The 24,044-nt window shown below is 61.0% G+C and carries 23 protein-coding genes and 1 pseudogene; 5 read left to right on the top strand and 19 right to left on the bottom strand.

Features of this window, described 5'->3' with window-relative positions; all coding sequences use genetic code 11:
- Window positions 1-11: 11 nt before the first annotated feature.
- The 4 genes from HMPREF1249_RS02515 to HMPREF1249_RS02530 form a co-directional block, all read right to left on the bottom strand.
- Window positions 12-941 carry an ABC transporter permease gene (locus HMPREF1249_RS02515; protein WP_008521626.1) on the bottom strand — a complete coding sequence of 310 codons (930 nt, stop codon included), beginning with the start codon at window positions 939-941 and terminating at the stop codon, window positions 12-14.
- A 4-nt stretch (window positions 942-945) separates the two neighbouring features.
- On the bottom strand, window positions 946-1,998 hold the full coding sequence (locus tag HMPREF1249_RS02520) for an ABC transporter permease (RefSeq protein ID WP_021775772.1): 1,053 nt from the start codon (window positions 1,996-1,998) through the stop codon (window positions 946-948).
- The gene (locus HMPREF1249_RS02525) at window positions 1,988-3,535 is read right to left on the bottom strand and encodes an ABC transporter ATP-binding protein (protein WP_021775803.1); all 1,548 of its coding nucleotides are present in this window, start codon (window positions 3,533-3,535) and stop codon (window positions 1,988-1,990) included. The genes HMPREF1249_RS02520 and HMPREF1249_RS02525 overlap by 11 nt, the downstream gene beginning before the upstream one ends.
- Before the next feature lie 115 nt (window positions 3,536-3,650).
- Window positions 3,651-4,736: a BMP family ABC transporter substrate-binding protein gene (locus HMPREF1249_RS02530; protein WP_008521623.1), complete on the bottom strand. Its 1,086-nt coding sequence runs from the start codon at window positions 4,734-4,736 to the stop codon at window positions 3,651-3,653.
- A 133-nt stretch (window positions 4,737-4,869) separates the two neighbouring features.
- On the opposite strand from HMPREF1249_RS02530, the gene gpt reads away from it, so the two are divergent.
- Entirely contained in the window at window positions 4,870-5,358 is a 489-nt protein-coding gene (gene gpt / locus HMPREF1249_RS02535) for a xanthine phosphoribosyltransferase (protein ID WP_021775802.1), read from the top strand.
- Window positions 5,355-5,720 carry a cupin domain-containing protein gene (locus tag HMPREF1249_RS02540; RefSeq protein WP_021775794.1) on the top strand — a complete coding sequence of 122 codons (366 nt, stop codon included), beginning with the start codon at window positions 5,355-5,357 and terminating at the stop codon, window positions 5,718-5,720. Before gpt ends, HMPREF1249_RS02540 begins: the two co-directional genes overlap by 4 nt.
- A gap of 57 nt (window positions 5,721-5,777) precedes the next feature.
- Here HMPREF1249_RS02540 and HMPREF1249_RS02545 read toward each other — a convergent pair whose 3' ends face one another.
- The 9 genes and pseudogenes from HMPREF1249_RS02545 to HMPREF1249_RS02585 all read right to left on the bottom strand — a co-directional run bounded on the left by HMPREF1249_RS02545 (window position 5,778) and on the right by HMPREF1249_RS02585 (window position 16,557).
- Window positions 5,778-7,676 (bottom strand): TRAP transporter permease, encoded by a 1,899-nt coding sequence (locus HMPREF1249_RS02545; RefSeq protein ID WP_021775762.1) that lies wholly within the window; start codon window positions 7,674-7,676, stop codon window positions 5,778-5,780.
- A 108-nt stretch (window positions 7,677-7,784) separates the two neighbouring features.
- Window positions 7,785-8,770 (bottom strand): annotated as a pseudogene (locus tag HMPREF1249_RS02550) (TAXI family TRAP transporter solute-binding subunit).
- Window positions 8,771-8,979: 209 nt separating this feature from the next.
- On the bottom strand, window positions 8,980-10,593 hold the full coding sequence (locus HMPREF1249_RS02555; protein ID WP_008521618.1) for an ABC transporter substrate-binding protein: 1,614 nt from the start codon (window positions 10,591-10,593) through the stop codon (window positions 8,980-8,982).
- Window positions 10,594-10,654: 61 nt separating this feature from the next.
- Window positions 10,655-11,632, bottom strand: a complete 978-nt coding sequence (locus HMPREF1249_RS02560; RefSeq protein WP_008521617.1) for an ABC transporter ATP-binding protein — start codon at window positions 11,630-11,632, stop codon at window positions 10,655-10,657.
- Complete coding sequence (locus HMPREF1249_RS02565) at window positions 11,629-12,621, bottom strand: ABC transporter ATP-binding protein (RefSeq protein ID WP_021775754.1); 993 nt, start codon at window positions 12,619-12,621, stop codon at window positions 11,629-11,631. The genes HMPREF1249_RS02560 and HMPREF1249_RS02565 overlap by 4 nt, the downstream gene beginning before the upstream one ends.
- Window positions 12,622-12,632: 11 nt before the next feature.
- Entirely contained in the window at window positions 12,633-13,526 is an 894-nt protein-coding gene (locus HMPREF1249_RS02570; RefSeq protein ID WP_008521615.1) for an ABC transporter permease, read from the bottom strand.
- Window positions 13,519-14,445, bottom strand: coding sequence for an ABC transporter permease (locus tag HMPREF1249_RS02575; protein ID WP_008523138.1), 927 nt, complete (start codon window positions 14,443-14,445; stop codon window positions 13,519-13,521). Before HMPREF1249_RS02575 ends, HMPREF1249_RS02570 begins: the two co-directional genes overlap by 8 nt.
- Window positions 14,446-14,567: 122 nt before the next feature.
- Window positions 14,568-15,536, bottom strand: coding sequence for an asparaginase (locus tag HMPREF1249_RS02580; protein ID WP_021775798.1), 969 nt, complete (start codon window positions 15,534-15,536; stop codon window positions 14,568-14,570).
- Between the two features lie 4 nt (window positions 15,537-15,540).
- Complete coding sequence (locus HMPREF1249_RS02585) at window positions 15,541-16,557, bottom strand: aspartate/ornithine carbamoyltransferase family protein (protein WP_039873126.1); 1,017 nt, start codon at window positions 16,555-16,557, stop codon at window positions 15,541-15,543.
- Window positions 16,558-16,858: 301 nt separating this feature from the next.
- Here HMPREF1249_RS02585 and HMPREF1249_RS02590 point away from each other — a divergent pair, with 301 nt between their 5' ends.
- On the top strand, window positions 16,859-17,482 hold the full coding sequence (locus HMPREF1249_RS02590) for a hypothetical protein (protein ID WP_021775770.1): 624 nt from the start codon (window positions 16,859-16,861) through the stop codon (window positions 17,480-17,482).
- A gap of 14 nt (window positions 17,483-17,496) precedes the next feature.
- Here HMPREF1249_RS02590 and HMPREF1249_RS02595 read toward each other — a convergent pair whose 3' ends face one another.
- Window positions 17,497-17,904, bottom strand: a complete 408-nt coding sequence (locus HMPREF1249_RS02595) for a GNAT family N-acetyltransferase (protein WP_021775813.1) — start codon at window positions 17,902-17,904, stop codon at window positions 17,497-17,499.
- 2 nt (window positions 17,905-17,906) lie between these two features.
- A complete protein-coding gene (locus HMPREF1249_RS02600; RefSeq protein ID WP_021775766.1) occupies window positions 17,907-18,473 on the bottom strand; it encodes a hypothetical protein in 567 nt (188 codons plus the stop codon).
- A gap of 155 nt (window positions 18,474-18,628) precedes the next feature.
- Between HMPREF1249_RS02600 and HMPREF1249_RS02605 the strand changes: the two genes are divergently transcribed.
- Together HMPREF1249_RS02605 and HMPREF1249_RS02610 are read left to right on the top strand one after the other, a co-directional pair.
- Window positions 18,629-18,823, top strand: a complete 195-nt coding sequence (locus tag HMPREF1249_RS02605; RefSeq protein WP_008523133.1) for a FeoB-associated Cys-rich membrane protein — start codon at window positions 18,629-18,631, stop codon at window positions 18,821-18,823.
- Window positions 18,824-18,974: 151 nt separating this feature from the next.
- Complete coding sequence (locus HMPREF1249_RS02610) at window positions 18,975-20,444, top strand: AMP-binding protein (RefSeq protein ID WP_008523132.1); 1,470 nt, start codon at window positions 18,975-18,977, stop codon at window positions 20,442-20,444.
- A 79-nt stretch (window positions 20,445-20,523) separates the two neighbouring features.
- Here the strand turns inward: HMPREF1249_RS02610 and HMPREF1249_RS02615 are convergent, their stop codons facing one another.
- The 4 genes from HMPREF1249_RS02615 to HMPREF1249_RS02635 form a co-directional block, all read right to left on the bottom strand.
- Window positions 20,524-20,985, bottom strand: coding sequence for a hypothetical protein (locus tag HMPREF1249_RS02615; protein WP_008521605.1), 462 nt, complete (start codon window positions 20,983-20,985; stop codon window positions 20,524-20,526).
- A 3-nt stretch (window positions 20,986-20,988) separates the two neighbouring features.
- On the bottom strand, window positions 20,989-21,834 hold the full coding sequence (locus tag HMPREF1249_RS02620; RefSeq protein WP_008521604.1) for a bifunctional 5,10-methylenetetrahydrofolate dehydrogenase/5,10-methenyltetrahydrofolate cyclohydrolase: 846 nt from the start codon (window positions 21,832-21,834) through the stop codon (window positions 20,989-20,991).
- Window positions 21,835-21,953: 119 nt separating this feature from the next.
- On the bottom strand, window positions 21,954-22,430 hold the full coding sequence (grdA, locus tag HMPREF1249_RS02625; RefSeq protein ID WP_021775812.1) for a glycine/sarcosine/betaine reductase complex selenoprotein A: 477 nt from the start codon (window positions 22,428-22,430) through the stop codon (window positions 21,954-21,956).
- A gap of 119 nt (window positions 22,431-22,549) precedes the next feature.
- A complete protein-coding gene (locus tag HMPREF1249_RS02635; protein ID WP_021775765.1) occupies window positions 22,550-24,043 on the bottom strand; it encodes a YbaK/EbsC family protein in 1,494 nt (497 codons plus the stop codon).
- Window position 24,044: the final 1 nt, after the last annotated feature.

Below are 24,044 nucleotides of genomic sequence, written 5' to 3' on the forward strand. Positions count from 1 at the left end.
GTTTGTCCGATTCAGTCCCGTTCCTCCCGGGCGAAGGGCTGGCCCAGAGCCGCAGGGGCTGAGAGGGAAATGCCCTTGCCCTTCCTGATGGTGATGGCGGTTAAGACGATGATGGTCAGTGCGTAGGGGAGCATGAGCAGCAGCGGCGCGGGGATATTCGTCCCCACCGCCTGAATGCGCAGCTGACAGGCCTCCACGCCGCCGAACAGGTACGCGCCGAGCATGGCTCTGGCCGGGTGCCAGATGGCAAAAATCACCAGCGCTACGGCGATCCAGCCGCGTCCGGCGGTCATTCCCTCGCTCCACATGTGGTTGTACGAGATCGACAGGTACGCGCCGCCGACGGCCACGATGCCGCCGCCGAGCAAGGTGTACAGGTAGCGGATTCGGGCGACCGAAAGCCCCACGCTGTCAGCGGCTCGGGGCGAGTCGCCGGCCGCACGGAGTTCCATGCCCTGTCGGGTTCGCCAGAGGAAGAAGCACATGGCCGCTGCCAGGACATAGGAGACGTAGACCAGCGGGTCGTGGTTGAACAGCAGCGGGCCGACCACCGGCAGGTTTGCCAGTCCCGGGATTGGCAGGGGCGAAAAGCCCTTGATCGTGTGGCCCACGAAGCGCACGCCCAGCAGGGCGCTCAGCCCCGTGCCGACCATGGTGAGCGACAGGCCGCTGACGACCTGATTGCCGCCCAGCGTGACCGAAAGAAAAGCGTGGGGCAGAGCGAGCAGACACCCGACGACGAACGCGGTAGCGACGCCGAGCCACGGGCTGCCGGTTGTCTCTGTGACCGCAAAGCCGGCCAGAGCTCCGCCCAGCATGAGGCCCTCAAGCCCCAAGTTCATCACGCCGCTTCGCTCGGTGAGGATTTCGCCCAGCGTGGCGTAGAGAATCGGCGTGCCGCTGCGCACGGCCGCGGCGAGAATTGCGACGAGGATATCCACGGCGTCACCTCCTGAACCGGACGAGCCGGTAGTTCTTAAAGAACTCGCCCGCCACGACGAAGAACAGAATCAGCCCCTGAATGACCTGAGTTCCCGCCACGGGCAGGTTCATGGTCACCTGCATGGACTCTCCGCCCACCAGCAGACCGCCCATCAGAAACGCTACCAGCAGAGCGGCCAGCGGGTTCAGGTTGGCCAGCCATGCCACGATGATGGCCGTATAGCCGAAGTCGGCGCTGAACGCGCCTTGAAGCCGGTGCGCCAGCCCGGCCATATGGACCATGCCGGCCAAGCCGCACAGGGCGCCGGCGATGAACATGGACCGAACCATCATGCGAGTGTCGTCAATGCCGGCGAATCGGGCGGCCCGAGGGTTTTCGCCGATGACGCGGATCTCGTATCCCCAGCGGGAGTAGGTCAGAAGCCACCAGAGCACCAAAGCGACGATGACCGCAAGCCACAGTCCCGAATGGGCCCGGCCGAACCCTAACAGCGGGAGCTGAGCGCTGGCCGGGAACGCCGGCGTCATAGGAAAGCCGAGGCTCGACGGATCCCGCCACTGGCCGTACACGAGGAAGTCTTTCAGGTTCACTGCGATGTAGTTGAGCATCAGGGTGCTGATGATCTCGTTCACGTTCCATTTAGCCCGCAGGAAGCCGGCGACCGACGCCCACAGCCCGCCGGCCAAGGCGGCCGCTAGAGCCATGAGGGCTAACTGGAGGGGCGACGAGGCCAGAGGAAGGTAGCGGACCGCCGCGACGGTGGCTAAGGCGCCGGCCATAATCTGCCCCTGAGCGCCGATGTTCCACACCAACATCTTGTAGCACACACACAGCCCGACGGCGGAGATCATCAGGGGAATTGCCTTCGTCAGGCTTTCGCTGAGGCCGTACTCGTCCCCGAACGCGGACAGCCACATTTCGCTCAGCGCGTCGATCGGGCTGACGCCTAAGGCGGTTAAGAAGGCGCCCGACACGACCAGCGCCGCGGCCAGCGATGCAATTGGCACGAGAACAGAACACCAAAGCGGCGTGTCAAACCGTCGTTCAAAGCGCATGATGAGCTTCCTCGCTTTCGCCAGCCATCATCAGGCCGATTCGCTCCACGTCCGCGTCGGTTGGCTCCTCAATCGAGCCGGTAATCTGTCCGCGGTAGATGACCAGCAGGTGATCGCACAGGGCGAGGAGTTCCTCCAAGTCCTCGGACACGAGGAAAATGGCCCGGCCGTTCTCCCGCTCGGCCAGCAGCTGTTCCCGAACGAACCGGCTGGCCGCCACGTCCAAGCCCCACGTGGGATTCATCGCCAGAAGAACCCGGTGGGAGTCGCTCAGCTCCCGGCCCATCATGAGTTTTTGCAGGTTGCCGCCCGACAGGTTGCGCACCGGCGCGTGTTCCGACGGCGTGTCCACTTGGAAGTTTCTGATAATCGACAGAGTATGCTTCCACATCTGGTGCCAGTCCATCCGCAGGCCCATGAAGCCCTTGCCCGCGGTGGGCTGCCGGTATCGCCGAAGGGCCGAGTTCTCAATCGCGTTCATGTTACCAACCATGCCCACGCCCCGCCGGTCCGCCGGGATGTACCGAATCCCCTTGTCGATGAACGACCGGGGGTCCGCGCCGGTGAAGTCAGCGCCGTCGACAAGCACGCGGCCGCCCGAAAGGGGGTACAGCCCGGCCATCGCTTGGCACAGCGCCGTCTGTCCGTTGCCCGACACGCCGGCCAGCCCGAGAATTTCCCCTTCCCGCAAGGTCAGGGAGATGTTTGAAAAAGCCGGGAGTCCCCGGTCATCCGACGCCGAAGCGTTTTGAAGCTCCAGCAGGGCTTCTCCGGGCTCGCGGTTCGTCCGTGTCAGCTCGAGGTCAACCACGCGGCCCATCATCAGCTCGGCGATCCGGGCCTTCGTCGTTCCGGCTGTGTCCTCCACGCCGGCCAGCTGGCCGCGGCGCAGCACGGCTACCCGATTGGAAACGGCCATCACCTCGTCCAGCTTGTGGGAGATGAAGATGACCGACCGGCCCTCGGCGGTCATGTGCGACACGGTGGTGAACAGGGCGTTCGCCTCCTGAGGCGTCAGAACGGCCGTCGGCTCGTCCAAGATCAGCACCTTGGCGTTTTGGTACAGGGCTTTCAAAATGGCGACTCTCTGCTGTTCGCCCACGGAAAGCTGCCAGATTTGGGCCGTCGGGTCGACAGCCAGCTGGTATGTCTCAGAAATGCGCTGCACCTTTCGGATAATTTCCGCCTTGGGCAGCACCGTCGGCAGAGCCGTTCCCAGCACGACGTTTTCCCAAACCGTCTGGGACTCGACCAGCATGAAGTGCTGGTGAACCATTCCAATGCCCGCGGCAATCGCGTCGTGGGGCGAGCGGAAGCGCTGTACAACTCCGTCCAGAAGGATCTTTCCCCCGTCAGGGCAGTAGATGCCGCTCAAAACGTTCATCAGAGTGGACTTGCCGGCGCCGTTTTCGCCCAGCAGGGCAAGCACCTCGCCCTTGGCCAGCCGAAGCGTCACGCTGTCCACGGCCTTTTTGCCGCCGAAGGTCTTGGTGATGTCCAGAAGTTCTACCCGCCAAGGTGAAGTTGTGTCGTTCATGAGAAGCCTCCTTCCGGGCACTTTTCTAAAAATATCATACACCGGAACCGGTTCAGAAATAACCGGCCCCAAAAAAGCGGCGCACCTTCCGGTGCGCCGCACCCAATGCGTTGGGCTACTGCTGGGAGATCGTGCCGTTAACGCCTTTGACGAACCACTGAAGCGCCAGCATGTCGGCGTCGCTCATCCGCTCGCCTTCGGCCAGCTTCAGCTCGCCCTTCTGGTCGTACAGCGGCCCGGTGAACACGTCCCACTCGCCGGAAATGATCTTCGCCTTGGCGGCTTCGACCTTGGCCTTCACGTCGTCAGGAACGTCCTTGGACATCGGCGCTAGCTTCACAGCCCCGTCCTTCAGGCCCCACCAAATAGGCTCGTTGGTCCATTTGCCCTCGCTCACGGCCTTCACGACTGCCGTGTAGACGGCGCCCCAGTTCCACATGGCGGCGGTCAGCTGCTTGGTGGGCGCGAACTGGCTCATGTCGTTGTCGTAGCCGACCACGTAGACGCCCGCTTCCTCGCAGGCCTGAGCGGTCGCGCCGCTGTCGGCGTGCATGCCGATCACCGAGCAGCCCGAGTCGATCAGGGCCTTGGCGGCTTCCTTCTCCTTGCCCGGGTCAAGCCACGAGTAGATCCACACCACGTTCACTTCGACCTTGGGATTGATCGCCTGAGCGCCAAGCGTGAACGCGTTGATGGCCCGGATGACTTCCGGAATCGGGAACGCGGCCACAAATCCGATCTTGTCGTTCTTCGCCATCGCGCCGGCCACCATGCCGGACAGGTAGCGGGTCTGGTACATTCTGCCGAAGTACGTGCCCATGTTGGGCGCCGTCTTGTAGCCGGAGCAGTGCATGAAGATGACCTCCGGGTGTTTCTGAGCCTCTTCAACCACGTAGTCCATATAGCCGAACGAGTTGGCGAAAATCAGGTTGCACTTGCCGCGGCGGATCAGCTGTTCCATCGTCCGCGCCGCGTCCGGGCCCTCGGGCACCGATTCGACGTAAGAGCTCTCCGGCATGTCAGGAAACGCCTGATGCATTTCCTGACGGCCCTTCTCGTGCATGTAGGTGTAGCCGCCGTCGTTGGTGGGGCCAATGTAGATGAATCCGGCCTTGATGTCCTTGACCGGTACTGGGTCAAACGCCAACGCGGCTTGTGACAGAGCCAGAAGCGCCGCAAACGCCAAAAGTGATTTTTTCACGTGAACCCATCCTCCCCGTTTGTTGTAAAATGATAGCTACTGCTCGACCCCGCTGAAAATGTGTTAACATTTAACGTAAATATCTTATAAGAGTAAGGTAAAAAAATCAAGAGCAAAGGGGAAGGGGAACGCGATGTCTTTGTCCGATCGGTATCACAAGACGTTTCAAATTTCTTGGGAGCAGCTCCAGAGGGACTGTCGCAGCTTAGCCCGCCGCTTAGTCACCCGGCCGTGGGATCGGATCATCGGGATAGCTCGGGGTGGGCTCGTTCCGGCGGCCATCATAGCTAGGGAGCTGGACGTTCGGCTCGTCGACACGGTGTGCATTTCAAGCTACAGCTTGAGAGAGCAGGGAGAGCTGCAGGTCCTGAAGAACATCGACCTGTCGGGCGACCCGGACAGGACGCTCATCGTGGACGACTTGGTTGACACGGGCCGGACTGCCGCGTTCGTCCGAAACATGATGCCTGGCGCCCACTTCGTCTCGGTGTACGCCAAACCGGCCGGCCATCCCTACGTGGACGACTGCGTCGACTCGGTCAGCCAGGACACTTGGATCCTTTTCCCGTGGGACGCCGGCTGGGGGTACGTTGATCCCATCGGCGCCGCCGTCGCTCGGTGAAGCCGCTCATTCGGGGCAGCCTGTTCAGCGATCCCGCCGCGCCGCAGGCCAACGGCGAGAAGCTGGAAGTCCTGCTGAAAGACTTCACCGGCCTGACGCTGGAGCGAATCATTTCCGCAGGGCAGACCACGCCTCAAGACTGCCCGTACGTTCAGGACGAAGACGAATGGGTCTGTCTCCTCGCGGGGAGCGCTCAGCTCAAAATCGACTCGGGCAGCGGCCAGTTCCAAACGATTTCTCTTTCTCCCGGCGACTGGCTCGTGATCCCCTCAAAAGTTCCCCACTGGGTGACCCGTACGAGCGTCTCGCCTCAGGCCGTTTGGCTGGCTCTTCACGCCCGCCTCGGCGAATCCGCTCGATAACCGTTCAAAAAGCGAGCCGCTTCCAAACGGAAGCGGCTCGCTTTTTGCCTTGCTGCCTTACGAATTTCCCGTTGCGGCAGCCGTCTGAGGCTTAGCCATCGGGAGATTGGAAAGGAAAATCAGCGCGATCACGACCGCCGTGCCGGCCAAGGACAACAGCGTGGACGGGTGAAGCGCCACCGCCGCGCCGGCAAAAAGCAGGGCACGCCAGACGATGTTGATCGGCCCGCGGGCGTAGCCGGTAAAGCCCAGCGCCACGGCCAACAGCGTCACCACGCCGCTGACGATCGACAGGATGTTCTCGCCCCAGCCCAACTGGAACAGCAGTCCGGGATCGTAACAGAACGCGAACGGGATGACGAACGCCAAAAATCCCAGCCGGCAGGCCGTCCACCCGGTCTTATTGGGCGAAGACCCGGCGATGGACGACGCCGCGTAGGCCGCCAGAGCGACCGGCGGGGTGATGTTGGAGATGATGGCGTAGTAGAACACGAACATGTGGGCGGCAATCGGCATGAAGTGGAGCTTGACTAACGCCGGGACGCCCAGCGCCGCGCCAAGAATGTACGCGCTGGTGGTGGGAAGTCCCATGCCGAGGATCAGCGACACTAACGCGATCAGCAGCAGAGCGAAGAACCGGCTCCCTTGAGCGATGGAGAGAACGGCGCTGACGAACTTGAACCCGATGCCCGACAGGGCGACGCTGCCCACCACGAGGCCGGCAGACGCGCAGGCCACGCAGATAATCGGAATGCCGACCGAGCCGTCATGAATGGCCTGAAGGATCCGAACCGGCCCCATGCGCCGTTCCTTGTTGGGCAGAGAAACGGCCCACGCGGTGACGATGCCCGCGACGGCTCCGTACATGGGCGTGTAGCCGGCCAGAAGCATGTAGACCAGCAGGACGATCGGGGCCATCATGTACAGTCGTTTGGCGACCGACGTCTTGGAGGGCAGTTCGGAGGCTTTGAGCCCTTTCAGACCGTTTTTCACCGCCGTCAGGTGGACCATCAGCAGGACGGCGCCGTAGTAGAGAAGCGCTGGCAGCACGGCAGCGATGATGATTTTGTTGAACTGGACGCCCAGCAGGGCGGCCATGACGAACGCCCCGGCGCCCATGACCGGCGGCATGATCTGGCCTCCGGCGCTGGAAACCGCCTCGACGGCCCCGGCGAAGTGGGGTTCGTAGCCGATTCGCTTCATCAAGGGAATGGTGAACGAGCCGGTGCCGTACACGTTCGCCACGGCCGAGCCGGAAATGGAGCCGAACAGCGCGGAGCTGAGCACGGCGATCTTCGCCGGGCCGCCGGCCTGAGTGCCGGTGAACGCCTGAGCGAACTCCATGAAGTACTCGCCCACGCCGCTCTTTTCGAGGAAGCCGCCGAAGATCAGGAAGATCATGACGAACGTGGCGGAAACGCCCAGAGACGACGAGAAAATTCCCTCGTCGGTCAGGTACATGCCCTCAACCATTCGGCTGTACTCGGTAGGAACGCCCTGCAGGACTGAGGGCAGCCAGTGAGAGTCGCAGACCAGCGTGTAAACCGTGAAGGCCAGAGCGACCAGAACGATCGGAAGGCCGACGATGCGCCGGGTGCCTTCCAAGAGCAGGACGATCAGCACAGTGCCCAAGACGATCTGAACGGTCGTCAGCTCGTCCACGCCCTGCATTCGCATGATGATCTGGCTGTAGGTGAACATGCTGTACAGGCCGGGCGCGGCAGCCGCGGCCGCCAAAACCCAGTCATACCACGGCACGGACGTCTCAGGCTCGCCGGACTTGTTCTTCGCGAACGGGTAGAGCACGAACACCATGGGAAGCACCCATGTCAGGTGAATTGCCCGCTGGAGGTATGCCTCAAACGAGCCGAAGACGGCGGTGTACAGGTGAAAAAGTCCCATTGCCAAGACGTACAAGTACAGCGCCTTCGCGACGGGGCCCTGTAATTTTCTCATCAATCAAACCCCATTTCGTTCGGACGTCCGAAAAGGACGGCCTGAAAAATAGACAGGAAGACAGGATCTTGGCCTGTCTTCCTGTCGAAGAGACGGTTCAGCTGCCGGTTATTTGGAAGCGGAAACTTCCTGCCAGTACTTGACCGCGCCCGGGTGAGTGATGATTGGGGCGGGGGAACGGCAGTCTTGGGGTTCAGCTCTTTCATATCGACAACGGCCTTGGCCAGAACGTCCTGTCCCTCGTACATGGTCTTGCACAGGTTGTAAACCACGTCGTCATCCAGATCGCTGCGGACGACAATGCAGGTGTAGTCGCCGACGACCTTGACCGGGTCTTTCGTGACGCTCTTGTAGATGCCCGGGTCGACGGTGAACGTCGTCGTGCCGATCGCGGCGCCGATCTTGTCAAGGGTTTCCTGCTCCATGCCGAGAATGACCACGTCGGTCTGGCTCTCGATCTGCATGACGATGGAAGCGACCTTGCCGACCGAGAACGCGAACACGTCCAGGTGGTTGTCCGCCAGAAGGTCCGCGCCGCCGGAGTAGGAAGCGTACTCAACCGAGCCGCCCCACTCGGGGATAGCCTTGCGGTAGTCGATCCCGAAACCGTCGCGGAACACCGCGTTGACGACAAACTCCGAGCCGGAACCGGTCTTGAGGGTACCGAAGCGGATCGGGATCTTCTTTGCGACGATATCGTTCACCGTCTTGATGCCGTTCTTCTCGGCGAAATCTTTGCGGGCGATGAAATAGGTGTACTGGGTGTACAGGTTGGCGAGAATGGACGCGTTCTTGACCGGCTCGTTGAACGGCGCACAGCCGCCCTTTTGGGCCACGGCCACCATGGACGTGTTGGAAAAGCCCAGATCCCCCTTGTTCCGGTCCGCGTTGATGATGTTCGACACGCCGCCGCCCGAAATGCTGGTTGTGGGCTGATCGTTGGCCGTCCACAGGTCGGCCAAAGCGCCGCCCAAGGCAAACCAGTTACCGCCGGGAGGTCCAGCCATAAAACGAAGCTGTGCCGGCTTATCGGCGAAGGCCGTTCCCCCAGCGAGGACGGAAGCTAACGCGCAGAAAGCCAAAAACTTTTTCACAGTAAGTTCCCCCTTGTGAGCATTTGACACTGCTTTTGCAATGCCTGAAAAAAGTATAAAAATTCTCAGTTGGAACGTCAAGCGTTTTTCGGAGCGGCGGGAAAGAAACTTTGCCGACTTGCCGCACTCGCGCGGGATACGCTGAGACAGGAGCGAGCCGCGCTCGGCAAAGAAACGACTTGCTGCACTCGCTGGGATACGCCGAGCGGTTACTTAGACAGCCACACGCTGGTTAACGACGTCATGTAGTCGCCCAAAAACGCCAGATGAATGTCGTGCACGTTCGGGTTCGAGACCAGACTGTTGGTGCTGTAGAACAGGAAAAGCCACACCGCGTCGTCGACGATCTTCTGGTTAATCTTCTTGTACATCTCCATGCGCTTCGCTTGGTCGGTCTCCCGGCGGGCGGCGTCGAGCTCTTTGTCAACCTCAGGGACGGAGTAGCGGGAGTAGTTGCCCTGCGGGCCAATGTTTTTCGAGTGGAACAGGGTGTAAAGGAAGTTGTCCGGGTCAACGTAGTCGCCGGCCCAGCCGCCGCGGAACAGCCCGTAGTCGCCGCGGCGAACCGCGTCGTAGTGGGCTCCGACCTCAGAGGACGAGAGTTTCAGAGTGATTCCTAGCTCGCTCAGCTGAGCCTGGATCGCCTCGCCGATGGCCTTGTGGCGCGGGTTATTGTTGTAGTGAAGGGTGAACTCCAAGTTCTCCAGACCGGCTTCCTTGAGCAGGGCTTTTGCCTTCTCCGGGTCGTACGAGTAGCTCCGCATGTCCGGATCGTATGCCGGCATGCCGGGAGGAAGAACGCCGCGGGCGAGCACGTACCGGCCGTTAAGAACCAGATCGTTGATGGCCTCCCGGTTGACCGCGTAGTTCAGCGCCTTCCGAACCCGAATGTCGTCAAACGGCGGGACCTTCTCGTTCATGCCGTAGTACTGGACGTCCAGCCCGGCAATTTCCTGCAGCGCGTCGCCGTACTGAGCCGTAATTTCTTGGTAGTACTCGTCGGGAATGTCCGGCAGAACGTCCAAATTGCCTTTCTTAAATTCTAGGTACGCCACGCTGTTGTCCGGGATGACGACCAGCTCGACGCCGTCCAAGTAGGGCAGCTGTTTGCCGGCATCGTCTTTGCGCCAGTAGTCCGGGTTGCGGTCAAAGCGGACGAGGTTGTCGTGATCCCACTTGGCCAAGACGAACGGACCGGTGCCCACTGGGTGGAACGTGAAGTCCTTTCCCCATTTTTCAGCGTCTTCTTTCGGGACGATGCCGAAGTTCGGGTAGGTCATCACGGCCAAGAACGGCGCGTACGGCTGGTCTAAGGTGAACTGAACCGTGTAGTCGTCCAGTACCTTGATGCCCGACCACTCCTGCGCTTTGCCGTCGTTCAGCTCTTTATATCCGGTGATGGTGTTGGCGAACATCACTCGGGCGGCGTGCATCTTCACGAGCCGTTCAAAGCTGTACTTCACGTCGCTGGCCTTGACTTCCCGGCCTCCGTTCTCGGTCGGCTCGCCTAAGACGGTCTTCTGGAAGTGAACGCCCTTGCGCAGGGTGAACGTCCAGACGGTGGAGTCCTTTTCGGCCTTCCAGCTCTCCGCGAGGCAGGGAAGAATCTGTTTCCCGTCGGCGGAGCTTTCGGCCAAAGTTTCCAAGTAGAGGTTGGATCCGCGCGTGGCCACGGTGATGTTTGAGTTCACCGGGTCAAGAGACGGCGGGTCGTTGATGAGCCGCCAGCGGAGAACTCCGCCGGTTTCTGGCTGAGCCGCGGCGCTGGCTCCCCAGAGGGCAAGCAGGGCGATCCCTAACGAACGACGAAAGAACGATTTCATTGATTTTTGCCTCCTTTGTGTGTATGTCGTTTCAAACCCCTCACAGGGGGGGAACACAAAACTAATCGTGCAGGAAACAGGCGATCAAGTGCCCGCCGCCGGCGTCCTTCATGGCCGGCGTTTCCTCATGACAGCGCTTTAAGGCGTACCGGCACCGGGTGTGGAAGCGGCAGCCTGCAGGCGGATTGGCCGGCGACGGCAGGTCGCCCGACAGGAGAATCCGCTGTCCCCGCTGCGTCGGGTCCGGCATCGGAATAGCCGAAAGAAGGGCCTGCGTGTACGGGTGAAGCGGGTTGGAAAACACATCTTCAGCATCGGCCACTTCGACCAAACCGCCCAAATACATGATGGCGATTCGGTCCGACAAGAACCTGACGACCGACAAATCGTGAGTGATGAACAGGTACGTGAGCCCGAATTCCTCCTGCAGGTCCAAAAACTGGTTGAGAACTTGGCTCTGAATGGACACGTCCAGAGCGCTGACCGGCTCGTCGCAGACGATGAACTCAGGCTTCATGGCCAGAGCTCGGGCGATGCCGATCCGCTGTCTCTGGCCTCCGGAGAACTCGTGAGGGTAACGGAACCTGTGCTCGGGCAGCAGACCGGCTTTGACGATGACTTGGGTCACATAGCTGTCCAGTTCGGCTTTGCCCGTGACCAGTCGGTGATACTTGACGGCCTCGCCGACAATTTCAGAGACGGTCATCCGAGGGTTCAGGCTCCCATACGGATCCTGAAAGATGATCTGAATCGCCCGCCGGACTTTTGCCGGGTCTTCCGCCAGCTGCTTGGACAGGCTTGCGCCCTTGAAAAGCACGTCGCCGCCGGTCGGCTCCAGCAGGTGCATGAGGGTCCGGCCGAAGGTCGACTTGCCGCACCCCGACTCACCGACCAGCCCGAGAGTTTCGCCCTGCCGGATTGACAGAGATACGCCGTCTAGGGCCTTCACGTAGCCGACGGTCTTCTTGAACACGCCCCGGCGAATAGGGAAGTACTTTTTCAGGTTCCGGGCTTCGATGAGAGGCGTCCCGCCGTTCATTGGCCTTCCTCCTTTGCCGGCCGGCTGCCGTCTTTCATGAGCCAGCAGCGAACCTGACGTTTCCCCAGCTGATACAGCGGAGGCTCGTGAGTCCGGCACTCGTCAAAGCAACGGCTGCAGCGGGTGTGGAACTTGCACCCCGGCGGCGCGTTCAGCGGCGTCGGCACTGTTCCGGGGATGACCGACAGCCGGTGCGCCTTGGAGTTAAGCGACGGAATAGACGTCATCAGCCCTTGGGTGTACGGGTGCAGCGGGTTTTGGAACAGGTCGGTCACCGGCGCCTGTTCCACGACCCGGCCGGCGTACATCACCACGACCGACTGGGCCATCTGGGCGATGACGCCCAGATCGTGGGTGATGAACAGAATCGCCGAGTTCATCTCTTGCTGGAGCTTGATCATCAGGTCGAGAATTTGAGCCTGAACCGTCACGTCCAGCGCTGTCGTCGGCTCGTCGGCAATCAGCAGCGACGGGTTGCAGGCCAGAGCCATGGCGATCATCGCCCGCTGCCTCATGCCGCCGGAGAGCTGGTGCGGATACTCTTTCAACCGCTGGAGCGGCATCGGAATGCTCACCATCTCCAACAGCTCGGCCGCCCGGTCGCGGGCGTCGGCGCGGCTCATCTTTCGGTGAAGCCTGAGCGGCTCGCTGATCTGGTCGCCAATCGTGAGAACCGGGTTCAAACTCGTCATCGGCTCTTGAAAGATCATCGAAATTCGGTTGCCTCGAATGGACTGCATTTCTTTTTCCGACAGCTTCAGCAGATCTTGTCCGTCGAACGTCACCGAGCCGCCGGCGATTCGGCCGGCCGGCCGGGGCAAAAGGCGCATGATCGACAGCGAAGTGATGGACTTGCCGCACCCCGACTCGCCGACCAGGCCGATCGTCTGTCCGCGCTGGGCCGTGAAGCTGACCCCGTCGACGGCTTTCATCAGTCCGGCGTCGGTGTCGAAATAGGTTTTTAGGTCTTTGACCTCAAGTAACGGCATGGGCGGCCCTCCTAGCGTTTCAGCCGGACGTCCAGCGCGTCTCTCAAACCGTCGCCGACGAAGTTAAAGGCCAAAACGGTGAACATGATGGCGATGCCTGGAAACACGGCCCACCACCATTGGCCGGTCGCCAAATACCGCTGGCCTTCCGAGATCATCAGCCCCCAACTGGGCGTCGGCGGTTGGGCTCCGAAGCCTAAAAACGCCAGCCCGGCTTCGACGGTGATCACGCCGCCCATGCCGAGCGTGGCTTGGACGATGATCGGCGCCAAAGCGTTGGGCAGAATATGTCGGAAGATGATCCGCCGCGTTGGTAGCCCCAGAGCGCGGACCGCCTCGACGTATTCCCGCTCCCGAAGCGCAATGAACTGGGCTCGGGTCACCCGCGCGATGGACACCCACGAGACCAGGCCGATGGACGTGAAAATGACGATCATGCCCGGATTCTTAAAAACCGCAACGATGGCAAGGACGAAAAGGAAAAACGGGAAAGCGAACACCACGTTGATCAGCCAAGAGATCAGGTCGTCCACCATTCCGCCGTAAAACCCGGCGAGAGCCCCGAGCGGCACGCCGACCAGCAGCGACACGACGGTGGCGAACACGCCGATCTGCAGGGAAATTCTCGAACCGTACAGCACTCGGCTCAAAATGTCCCGGCCGTACAGGTCAGTTCCGAGCCAGTGAACCGCCGACGGTCCGGCGAGTTTCGCTTTGGCCCCTTCGGCCCAGATGAGCTGCTTGTTCGGGTCAAACGGCGACAGGACGCCGGCGAAGACGGACGCAAAAACAAGGACGGCGACCATGCAGAGCCCCAGCATCGCCAGCTTGTTTCGCCTAAACCTCAGCCACGCCTGCGACCAGAGAGTTTTGCTCGACTCCGCGGGAGCTTTGGGGCTAGTCATAGCGGACCCTCGGATCGAACAGGCCGTAGGAGATATCGACGATCAGGTTGGCGGCCAAGAAGACCAGCGCCATAAAAATGACCGTCCCCCGAATCATCGGGAAATCCCGGGCGACCAGCGCGTCTACCGACAGCCGGCCGATGCCCGGCCACGCGAAGATCGTCTCGGTCAGCACGGCCCCGGAAAGCAGAGAAGCAATCTGAGTCCCGATCACCGTGATGACCGGAATCATGGCGTTTTTCAGCGTGTGCTTGATCACGACGACTTTCTCGCCCAGCCCCTTGGCTCGGGCCGTTCGCACGTAGTCCTGACTCAGCACTTCCAACATACAGGACCGAGTCAGCCGGGCCGTGAGGGCTGCCGGCCTGATGCCCAGCGCTGTCATCGGCAGCACAAGGTACTTAAACGAGCCGTCGCCGAACCCGGCTCCGGGCACCCATCCCAGCCCGTAGGCGAAGACCATCAAAAGCAGCAGTCCCACCCAGAATACCGGGGCGCTGACGCCCACAATTGAGACCACCATAGCCGAGTAGTCAAAGACCGAGTACTGCTTCACCGCCGATAAAATCCCGGCGGCGATCCCGATGACCGTGCCGATTGCCAGCGCGCCAAACGCCAGCTTGGCCGTCGCGCCGAACCGGGTCACGAGAGCCGTCAGGACTTTCTCGTTGGTCCGATACGACGTGCCGAAATCGCCTTTCACGATTTGGGACAGAAACCGAACGTACTGATCCTTCAGAGGCAGGTTGAGCCCCAGGTCGGCCCGAATCTGCTCCAAAGTCTGCGGATCCCCTCGTTGTCCCATCATGATCATCGCCGGGTCTCCCGGAACGATGTTGATGAGGATGAACACGGCCGTCACCACGCCCCAGACGACAGGAATCGTGTAGAGGATCTTCCTCACGACGTAATTAAACATGCGTATCACCCGCTAAAATAATTTACTATGTTAAAATATTATAGCATAACCGAAATGCCGTTTTCTGGCACAAAAGAGCAGGCGTCCGCCGAGTCGGCGAACGCCTGCTTATTTTTTCAAGTTTACTCCCCGCAGATGCTTTCTTCCCAGAGGGAGGCAAACGGCCCGTCAGCTTGGCGGGCCAACAGGCACGACAGTCGGGCGCAGGCGGCCTGAAAGGTCATCCGACGCCCCGACAGCATGCCGGCCTCGGCGGCTATCTGGCCGTTTCGGTATCGCGTCAGGTCGACGCCGTCCTCCGCGTCGGTCACGTTGACGACCGGCTTGCCGGCGCGGGCCGCTTGAAGCAGAAACGGCATAATCGAGCAGGGCCCGTCGATCGGTCCGGAGCCGCAGCCGTAGCTTTCGATGACAAACCCGCTGGCCAGCGGCAGCCAAGCGAGCAGCGCGTCAGACGCTAGGCCGGGGTGTATTTTTATCCCAAAGACAGACGGCAGGGCGTGGGGCAGTGGAACGTCGAGCCGAGGCGAGTGGGACGCGAGTTCTTCCGTGTTGAGCCGGGCAGAGCCGCCTTCAATTCGGCCGAGCGCTGGGCAGGCGGGCGTGAGAAAACCGTCGGGCCGCGTCCAGTGGCGCTTGACCAGTCCGGCGCCCCAGAGGAGCGAGCCGCCGAACGCCAGAAAGACGCCGCGTATTTTTCGCCGGGCCAACTCTCTCGCGAACAGTTCCGCGTCTTTTAGGTTCGTTGGGCCGTCGGCTCCCGGTTCGCTAGGCGCTTTCATGGCGCCGGTGAGCACGACCGGACGGGCACCTCCCGCGCCGAGAAAGGCGAGCGTCGCTGCGGCCGACGTCATGGTGTCGGTTCCGTGGGTGACCACGAAACCGTCGGCGTCCGGACAGCCTTCCATTTCCCGAGCCAAGCTGAGCCAGTCGGCGGGCGAGAGTTCCGGGCTTGGAAGGCAAAACGCCTCGCGCACCTCGTCGAAACCGCAGCCGGCGGTCAGTCCGCTTCCCGGCAGCGCGGCGGCCAGCCCGTGATCTCCCCGCGTTGAGGCGATCGTCCCGCCGGTGGCAAACGCCACGAGTTTCATGAAGCTAAGCTCCGACCATGCTGGCCACTAAGGCCATGCGAAGCGGCACGCTGAAGCGCATCTGTTTGAAATAGAGCTCGAACTCCGAGCTGTCGATTGACTGGTCGAACTCGCACTCGTTGCGCGGCAGGGCGTGCATGAGGCCGACCGTTTTGCCGGTTATCGACTTGATCTTCTCCAAGTCGCTCCGCCGGATATAGAACCGGGAGATTTTTTCCATAAAGTCGTTGCGGGCGTCCGGGTTGTCCTTGGGGACGCAGCAGCCCGGCAGGTAGCACAGGTCGTGTTCGGCCAGCAGGCTCAAGAACTCGTCGTTGGTCAGGTCGTATTCGACGGTGAGGTCGGCGCCTGCCGCGCGGAGCTTATCCATCACAAGATCCGGGATCGGGTGCTCGGAAAGGGCCGCGTAGGTGATGTGCGCTCCCATGGCGGCAAGGCCCATGGCAAACGAGTGGGCCGCCCGGCCGCGGGACATGTCAGGAGAGGCCAGACAGACCTTCAGTCCGTCCATTCGGTTGCCGAACGCCCGCCACGCGGTGTACATGTCGAGCAGCCCTTGGGTGGGGTGAGTCTCGTTGCCCCAACCGCAGCTGATGACCGGCACGTTCGCCGACGGCAGCGCCGCGCGGACGGTCGCGTAGTCAGGGTGGCGCAGCCCGATGATATTGGCGTAGCACGACGCGGTGGCTAAGTGGTCGGCTAGGGATTCACCCTTGGCGGCCGACGAAGCGACAGCGGGGTTGGACTCCGAGATGACCGTTCCTCCCAGCCGGAGCATGGCGAGCTCGGTGCTGAACCGGGTCCTGGTGGACGGCTGGAAGAACAGGGCGCAGAGGACTTTGCCTTCCATCAGCCGGACGCCGCCGCGGGAGAACGGTTCAAGCATGGCCGCAGCGGTAAACAGGTGCTCGAACTGGTCTTTCATCAAGTCGGTGAGGAACTCAAGGTTGCGGCCCTTCAGTTGGGTAGCCGCCAGCTCATCATAAATGGACAGAGGAGCGAAGGAAGAAGAAACAGACACGTCGATCAAGTCCTTTCCGGTGATTTTTGGCGAAAATCGTTTTGACCGACGCATTGTAACATGAAATGCAACCGATTGCACTACAAAAAATAAAAGTCCTTGAAATCGTTTGAAGGGCGGGCGAAAGGGCGGCGCAAAAAAACGTCCCGGCCTGAAGGCCGGGACGTTCAATTCGTTCGGAGAAAAGATGCTGAGCTGTCGAGGAAGAGCTTCTGAAAGGACGAGCCAGAACCCGCCACCGCGTGATATCATGACTGTGACGGCGGCGACGTGAGGCCGCCTGCTGAAAGGGGCCGTAAGTATGAAAGATCATTCGGACAAGTACGCCGGAGAGAACTACCTGACATGGGAGGCCGGCGTGCCGCTGATGACGAATCCGTTTATTCTGTACGACCTGCTGGTCTTTTCCGGGCTGGCGTGGTTTCTTCCTTCCACGCTCGTCTCGGTCATCGTCAGCTGGCTGGAGCCGCCGGCAGACCCGGCGGTCGTCTTTTCGGTTTTCAAACTCATCGCGGCGATAGTGCTGATCTTCTTGGGGTTCTTTTTCGTCGCCGGGGTCTTTTTCCTGCGGAACCGCTTTTTTGCTCGGTACGTGCTGAACGGTTCCGGGTCGGATTGCGAGACCGCCAAGGGCGCGTCGCCGAAGATCAGCTTCACAACGTGGGCGCATTTCTTTTCCGCCGCGCCGTGGCCGGTGCCTGAAGGTTCAGTGTCGGGCTGGGGAAAGGGAAAGTGGATCGAGTGGCACCGGGTGCGTGCGGTCGTCCCTCACCGGTGGTGCCGGACCATTACGCTTTCTTCAGGCTGGGTGGCGATCCAGCGGCTGTACTGTCCTGATAAGAAAACGTACGAGCTGGCCTTGGGCATTTGTCTTGAAGAGGTCGAGCGGGCCGGTCGGGAGAGGGAAGGGTTGAAAGGGAAATAAGCCGCTCAGCCCTCTCAGCACTGAAGCTTCATCGGGACGAATCCTTTCATGACCGAGAAGCCCAGCTTGCGGTAGAAGTTCTCCGAGCCGGGAACGCCGATGAGTCCAATCCAGTCGATGCCGGCTGATTTGAGTTCGGTGATCAGCAGCTGGACGAGATGAAGGCCCCATCCCTGTTCCCGCAGGTCGCTGCGGATGACCACGTCCTGAATGTACGCGTCGCTGACGCCGTCGGATAGGGCACGGCCCATGCCGACCAGCTGCCCGTCTCGGAACAGTCCGGCAAAACGGAATGAGCCGGATATCATCGCCTTTGCCGCGTCCCGGCTCCAGCCTTCTTCCCACCAGCCGGCGTCCTTGTAGAGTTCAATCACGTCTTCAACCGGGGCGTCCGACACGATTTTGAGTTCAAAGTTTGGCACGGTTATCGTTCCTCCTGACTGCTTTCCGGCTGGCCCGCTGGGTCTGCCGGTTCTTTTTTCTCCTCGGTTGTCACCTCGGCGTCGGCCGTCTGGTCCGTTCCGTCGGTTGGGCTTTCTCCTGCCGAACGCCGGGAGTCGGCGGACGCGGCAAACAGCGACGGGTGGAAAATTCGCGTCAGCAGGGGCTTAAGCCCCGCGTCGCTTTTGTCCATCTCCGCCTGAGTTTCCCGCAGGGCTTCTTCCCACGCGGTGGCAAAGCCAGGCATTTTAAGAAACAGCTGGTGAAGCGTCTGATCGTAGGCCAAAAGAGTTTTCTTTTCCGCGGCCGACGCCTTCTGCGAGAGCATGGCCAGCGATTTTTCGAGGTTCGCGCACTTGGTTTTCAGCTCTTCGTTTTCTTTGAGAAGCTCGCTGTGCGCCTTGTTCGTCATCGTCAGGTGGGTCTGCAGGTACTGTTTGAGCCGATGCAGCCGCAGCCAGCCGTTGATCGTCACAAAGACGACGCCGCACAGCCCGATGGTCAGGCCGAGAACGAGCGGGTGGTCTCCAAAAAATGAAAATACGCTCATGGATATCCCTCCTTGGGAGATCTGTTGGAAGGGGTTCGTGGCTTCATTATACCCTGCCCGGCCTCTGGCACGCCCCGTAAAAATGCGATACAGAACAGCCGAATACAGGTTTACACTGTTTAAATCATCATTCGAGGCGCCGGGGAGGTATGAACGTGGAACAGAACAGCAGCGTGATTCAAATTGTGATTGTGGTCCTGATCGGACTTCTGGCCGTCTGGTATGTGGCCCGCAAGGTCAGAAAAACGGTTAAAGGCGGCGGTTGCGGCTGCGGGTGTGGCTGCGGCTGCGGCTGCGAAAAGCACAAGCATGAAGGCTCGGCCAGCGGGGAAACGAACGAAGAGAAGTAACTTAAAAGAAGAGAGGGACCGTGCGGCTCCAAAGGCTGCATGGTCCCTCTTGTCTTGCGGCATGAACCCTGACCGGGTACAATAAAAGACAAATGCGGAATTTGCGGCCGATCAGGGTTGGCCGATTTAGTTTTGGGGAGGTTCGTTTTGTATGGAGCGGCTTGAAGACATCCTGTTGCCTCGGCTACAGGCCCGCCGGGATGAACCGGCATTTTGGTTTGCCGGTCACTGGATCACCGGCGGGACCGTTTGGGAATGGTACGAAGAGAACGTTCGGGTCCTTCAGTCAGCTGGCTTCAGCGAAGGACAGCGGCTTGTCACCCTGTTGCCCAACACGCCGGCCCTTTTCGCCCTCGCTTTGGCGGTCTGGAAGCTGAAAGGCACGCTTGTCCCGCTGAACCAGCGGAGCGGGTCGTCGATTCTCGCTCCTACGGTTCAGTTTATCGACCCGTTCGCCGTCGTCATCGCCTCGGGCGACGAGAAGGCAGCCCTCGGCGTCGAGGGCCGTCCGATTGTGGCGCTGGACCTTCAAGGCTCTCTTTCGCCGTTCACCGGCCGGGCAGGAGAGCCGGGCAAGAGCAGCTGGGCGGTCTTTTTCACCACGTCCGGGACGACCGGCATGCCCAAATCGGTTCCATTGACCCACGAAAACCTGATCAGCAACGTTCGGTCCTGCACCCAGCAGGTCCCGTTCTATCAAAAGGACACGTACCTGTGGGCCCTGCCGAACTTTCACTCGTTCGGCATGACCTTGTCGATGCTTTTGCCCAACTTCATGGGGGCTAAAACAGCGGTGGTGCAGAACTTCATGCCGCCGCTGGAGACGCTCCGCGCCATCGAAGCGGCGCGCTGTTCGGTCCTTTTCCTTGTGCCGGCCATGATGGAGTTTTTCAAGCGGTCGGCGGCTCACAACGACGTGAAGCCCAAGGACGTTCGACTGGTCATCACCGGCGGCGACCGGCTGAACTTGATGCTGGACCAGGCCAGCCAGTCGGTGTTCGGCGTGCCGGTTCTGGAGGGCTACGGGACGACCGAGTGCTCCCCTGTGGTCGCCGTCAACCCGTCCTACGACCGGCGTAAGCTCGGGACCATCGGGCCGATCCTGCCCGGGTTCGACTGGGAGGTTCGGGACGAAGAAAGGAAGCCCCAGCCGGCAGGAGTGCCCGGGCGCCTCTGGGTCCGCGGTCCGTCGGTCTTTGAAGGGTACTACAAGTCGCCGGAGATCACCGCTGAGAGGCTGCTGCCCGACGGCTGGTACGATACCGGCGACGTGGTCAAGTACGACGAGGACGGGTTCATCACCGTCCTTGACCGGGCGCTTGACATCATCATCGTCGGCGGGTACAACGTGTACCCGCAGGAAGTCGAGCGGGTCCTTGCAGAGCACCCGGCGGTTGCCAGCTGTGCGGTCGTTTCGATGAAGCACTTGGTGAACGGGGAAATTCCTCGGGCGTTCGTTGTCCTCAAAGAGGGAACTTCTCTGACCGAACGGGAACTGATCAGCTTCTGCAAAGGGCGTCTGGCAAACTACAAAATTCCCCGCAAGGTGGATTTCGTCGAGTCCCTGCCGCTTTCCCCGGCCGGCAAGGTGCTGCGCCGCAAGCTCAGGGAAATGGAATAGCCAAATAAAAAGCCGGCCTCCGCGTTAGCGGAGGCCGGCTTTTTTTGTCTTGCTGGTTCAGCGCCTCAAACGGGCAGGGTCAGTTTTTCTTCCGAAGCCCTTCGGCGGCGGCGAGTTCGTTCAGCTTGGCGCCAAGGACCAAATAGGCGCGTTCTGCCTCTTGGAGCTTCTCCAAGTCGGCCTTGAAGCCGCCCTTTCTCAAGTAGGCTTTGTCCTTTGCCGCCCGAGCCTCGGCCAACCGGCCGCACAGAGCCAAGAAAACGTCCATCGCTTGAAGCAGCTGGCGAAGGTACCCGCGAAGGGTGATGGAGAACTGGTCGGAAAGCTCGTGGGCTCTCAGCTGGTCAAGCAGCGGTGACAGCTCGCCGCGAAGATCGGACGCGGCGTTTGCCGCGGCGGTCGGGTCCGACGAGCGGAAGCCTAGGGCTTTGGCAAACGAGAACTTGAGCAGGCCGTTTTGAATGGCGATATACCGCTTGACGCCGTCGCTGATTTCCTTCGCGAGCCGAACTTTATCTGTCGGGCTGAGAGGTTCCGACATCGTCTATCCTCTGCGGGACGCGGCTTCGACGATGTTTCCGATCAGCTTCGCGTTGGTAACTGGTCCGACGCCGCCGGGAACGGGAGTGATGGCGCTGGCCACTGACATCAGGGCCTCGGTGTCGCAGTCGCCCACAAGACCGTCAGGCGTGCTGTTAATGCCCACGTCGATGACGACGGCTCCCGGCTTGACCATGTCGGCGGTGACGAACTTGGGCTTCCCGATGGCCGCGATGAGCACGTCGGCCTGTCGGGTTTCCCCTGCCAAGTCGACGGTTCGGCTGTGGCAGACCGTGACGGTGGCGTGTTTTTCCAGCGCGATCAGCGCCGCGGGCTTGCCGACCGTGACGCTTCGGCCCAGCACGACCACCTTCTTGCCCTTAAAGTCCACGCCGGCCTCTTCGGCCAGCGCGATAGCGGCGGACGGGGTGCAGGCCCTCATGCAAGGCAGGCCGGAAGCCAGCAGGCCAAGGTTTACCGGGTTCGCGCCGTCAATGTCCTTTTCAGGGCAGATGGCCGCTTGGACCTTGTTGTTGTCCAGCCCTTTCGGCAGGGGCATCTCCACCATGATGGCCGTGACCGTTGGGTCGTCGTTCAGCGTTTGAAGGGCGGCAAGAACCTGTTCTTCTGTCGATGAGGCGGACAGCCGGTCCATTTCAAACGCGATGCCCAGCTTCTCGCAGTTCTTCTTCTTCTGTCCCGCATAGACTTCGGAGGCGGGATCGTCGCCAACCATCAGTACTGCCAGTTTCGGCTCGACGCCGCGAGCTTTCAGGTCTTCAATCTGTGCGCTGTAGGAACTTTTAAGTTTTGCCGCCAGCGCCTTGCCGTCAACAATTTTCGCGTTCATGAAAGACCTCCTGAAAAGAATTGGCCTCCTGTGAGGCGGTTTCTTTTATGGTAGCACATTCTGGCTGAAATGCTCGGAAATAAAAGAGACGCTGCCATATGGCAACGCCTCTTATAAGCTTACAGTGTGAACTTTGAGTACTGTTCGCGAATGCCCTTGACGGCCGCCGCAAGCGCCTCAGGATCAAGAACCATTTCCATCATGGAAATGTTCTCTTCCCAAGCTGCGGGGTCAGCTTCGGCCCGAATTTCCTCTTCGAAAATATCGTAAACGGCAAGTCCCAACGGGACGCCGGCCAGCGGTCCTGCATAGGTGGGATCCCCGTTCGTCACGGTTTCGGCGTAAATCTCCGCGCCCTCTGCGTCGGAAGAACCGAAAATCACGACGACGTTTTCCGCACCGTACTTCTCAGCAACGTCTTTGACACGCTGCTGGTTCTGCAGGTCCATGGCTCCAGCTGCCGTTCAGACAAAGCACTCGGTGGCTTCAAATACCACTTCGGCTCCGCTGTTTTTGAAGCAGGCTTCCATCGCCGGGGCCGGGACGCCGTCCCGCTCGCCGAGGAAGACTAACTTCTTTCCAGCCAGTTTCCCCATGCGTTGCACCTCCTCTTGAACAATTAATGATGAACCTATGGAAGTATTATAACATTTTTCTTTGTTATGAAAAGAGGCCAAATGGATGAAAAAATATTCTCAGCCAGTTGAAGATTCCTTTAAAGGGACGAAAACTGATTCCGAGAGTTGGCCAGAAGGTCGGCTAAATCACTGATTTCCGTCAGTCCAATCGGTCGGCGAGTTCCGTCGGGGAAGGTCAGTTCGGCTTCGCCGCCTGAGACGGTGAGAATCGGAAGTCCTAATGGACTGCAGCTGGCGGCTCGCGCCGTCAGCGGGGACGGCCTGTCATCTTCCAGGATTCGGACGTTCTGTTCGGTCAGAACGCTGACGAATTGAGTCCGGGCAACGTCGTCATCCGAGACGAGAACTAGATCAAACGGCACGAACCGGGCCAACTTCCCGCAGGCGGCCGCCGACGCCAAAACTGACATCAGACGAACGTCGGCGCGCCAAGGAAAGATTCGCCGCTTGCCCTGAGCGGAGCTGGTTACGAGCGACGGTTCGCCCGCCGCGGCCGGGTCAATCGGCCGGACCCTGACGAGGCGCCGCCACCGGCAGGCCGACAGCGGCCCGTCCGGTGTTTCGTCGCCGATTTGGACGGATGTGACGTCGGCTGTCCAGTCGGTTTTAAAGTCCCGGCCCCACTCGGCTCCCGTTCGGTGATACCCCTTTCGGTTCGCGCCGATGACGACGTTTCGGCACTCGCAGGCGCTGAAGTCGGCCAAAAGGCGAACGGCATCCGGCAGGCCGGCTGGGCCGATGTAGCCGGCCGTCTCTCCCAGCGCGGCGCGCAGTTCGACGTCTGACGCCGGGGCAAACGGCGCGCCGCCGAAGGCGGCTTTGAGCTTTGACGCGTCGATCTGCCGGTCGCCCCGGCAGATGACGACGGCGAGCTTGCCGCCGACGGTGTAGCACATGGACTTGACGGTCCTTTTCGGACTGATGGACAAGAACGCGGCGAGTTCGTCGATAGTCGAGCAGTTCGGCGTGGCGAGGTCTTGGGCCTCTTCCGACGCTTCCTGCCACGGCTCGGCGGCCAGCGGGCTGTCGGGGGCGTAGAGGCTCCCGGTCGGCGAGATCAAGCCGTCCTCTTCGCCCGCGTCGGCTGGGACGCCTAAATCGACGGCGAAGCCGTCGTCGGTCAGCCGCTCAACCCGCCGGACGTTGATTCCCCACGCGGCAAGCGTCTGACCTAGGGCCCGCAGGGCGCAGGACGCCATGTCTGCGGCGCTTCCCGCGTCCTCGGCAAACCCTTGGAGGGTCAACCGGTCGTTCGTCCGTTCGGCAAAAAGCCGGGGAAGATCCCCCGGACGCTTGAGCAGCCGGACGGCAAATTCCAGCGGCCCGCGTTCGGACAAAGACTGGACCGGGAAGGGCTGGAGCCCGGTCCGCTCAAGACCTTGGAGAAAGGACCGGCAAACATCATCTGCCGCGCCAAGTCCAAGGGGCAGGAGCATGAGGGCGCCCGCGTTGGGGTTCCACAGGCCAAATCCCGCTGCCGCTAACGTGGCTAGGTCTGGGTCGTGCAGTTTTGCCGGGCGTTTGCCGGTCAGGGGGAACAGCTCTCGGCTGAGAAAGCGGACGTATTCCACA

Origin of the sequence: Jonquetella sp. BV3C21, from assembly GCF_000468895.1 — a bacterium.
GTDB classification, from domain to species: Bacteria; Synergistota; Synergistia; order Synergistales; family Dethiosulfovibrionaceae; genus Jonquetella; species Jonquetella anthropi.

Coding starts and splice junctions, on each gene's coding strand:
- HMPREF1249_RS02590 (WP_021775770.1), top strand. CDS start 16,859: ATGAAAGATCATTCGGACAAGTACGCCGGAGAGAACTACCTGACATGG.
- HMPREF1249_RS02610 (WP_008523132.1), top strand. CDS start 18,975: ATGGAGCGGCTTGAAGACATCCTGTTGCCTCGGCTACAGGCCCGCCGG.
- HMPREF1249_RS02525 (WP_021775803.1), bottom strand. CDS start 3,535: ATGAACGACACAACTTCACCTTGGCGGGTAGAACTTCTGGACATCACC.
- HMPREF1249_RS02555 (WP_008521618.1), bottom strand. CDS start 10,593: ATGAAATCGTTCTTTCGTCGTTCGTTAGGGATCGCCCTGCTTGCCCTC.
- HMPREF1249_RS02580 (WP_021775798.1), bottom strand. CDS start 15,536: ATGAAACTCGTGGCGTTTGCCACCGGCGGGACGATCGCCTCAACGCGG.
- HMPREF1249_RS02565 (WP_021775754.1), bottom strand. CDS start 12,621: ATGCCGTTACTTGAGGTCAAAGACCTAAAAACCTATTTCGACACCGAC.
- HMPREF1249_RS02620 (WP_008521604.1), bottom strand. CDS start 21,834: ATGAACGCGAAAATTGTTGACGGCAAGGCGCTGGCGGCAAAACTTAAA.
- HMPREF1249_RS02520 (WP_021775772.1), bottom strand. CDS start 1,998: ATGCGCTTTGAACGACGGTTTGACACGCCGCTTTGGTGTTCTGTTCTC.
- HMPREF1249_RS02600 (WP_021775766.1), bottom strand. CDS start 18,473: ATGAGCGTATTTTCATTTTTTGGAGACCACCCGCTCGTTCTCGGCCTG.
- HMPREF1249_RS02545 (WP_021775762.1), bottom strand. CDS start 7,676: ATGAGAAAATTACAGGGCCCCGTCGCGAAGGCGCTGTACTTGTACGTC.
- HMPREF1249_RS02575 (WP_008523138.1), bottom strand. CDS start 14,445: ATGTTTAATTACGTCGTGAGGAAGATCCTCTACACGATTCCTGTCGTC.
- HMPREF1249_RS02570 (WP_008521615.1), bottom strand. CDS start 13,526: ATGACTAGCCCCAAAGCTCCCGCGGAGTCGAGCAAAACTCTCTGGTCG.
- gpt (WP_021775802.1), top strand. CDS start 4,870: ATGTCTTTGTCCGATCGGTATCACAAGACGTTTCAAATTTCTTGGGAG.
- HMPREF1249_RS02615 (WP_008521605.1), bottom strand. CDS start 20,985: ATGTCGGAACCTCTCAGCCCGACAGATAAAGTTCGGCTCGCGAAGGAA.
- HMPREF1249_RS02560 (WP_008521617.1), bottom strand. CDS start 11,632: ATGAACGGCGGGACGCCTCTCATCGAAGCCCGGAACCTGAAAAAGTAC.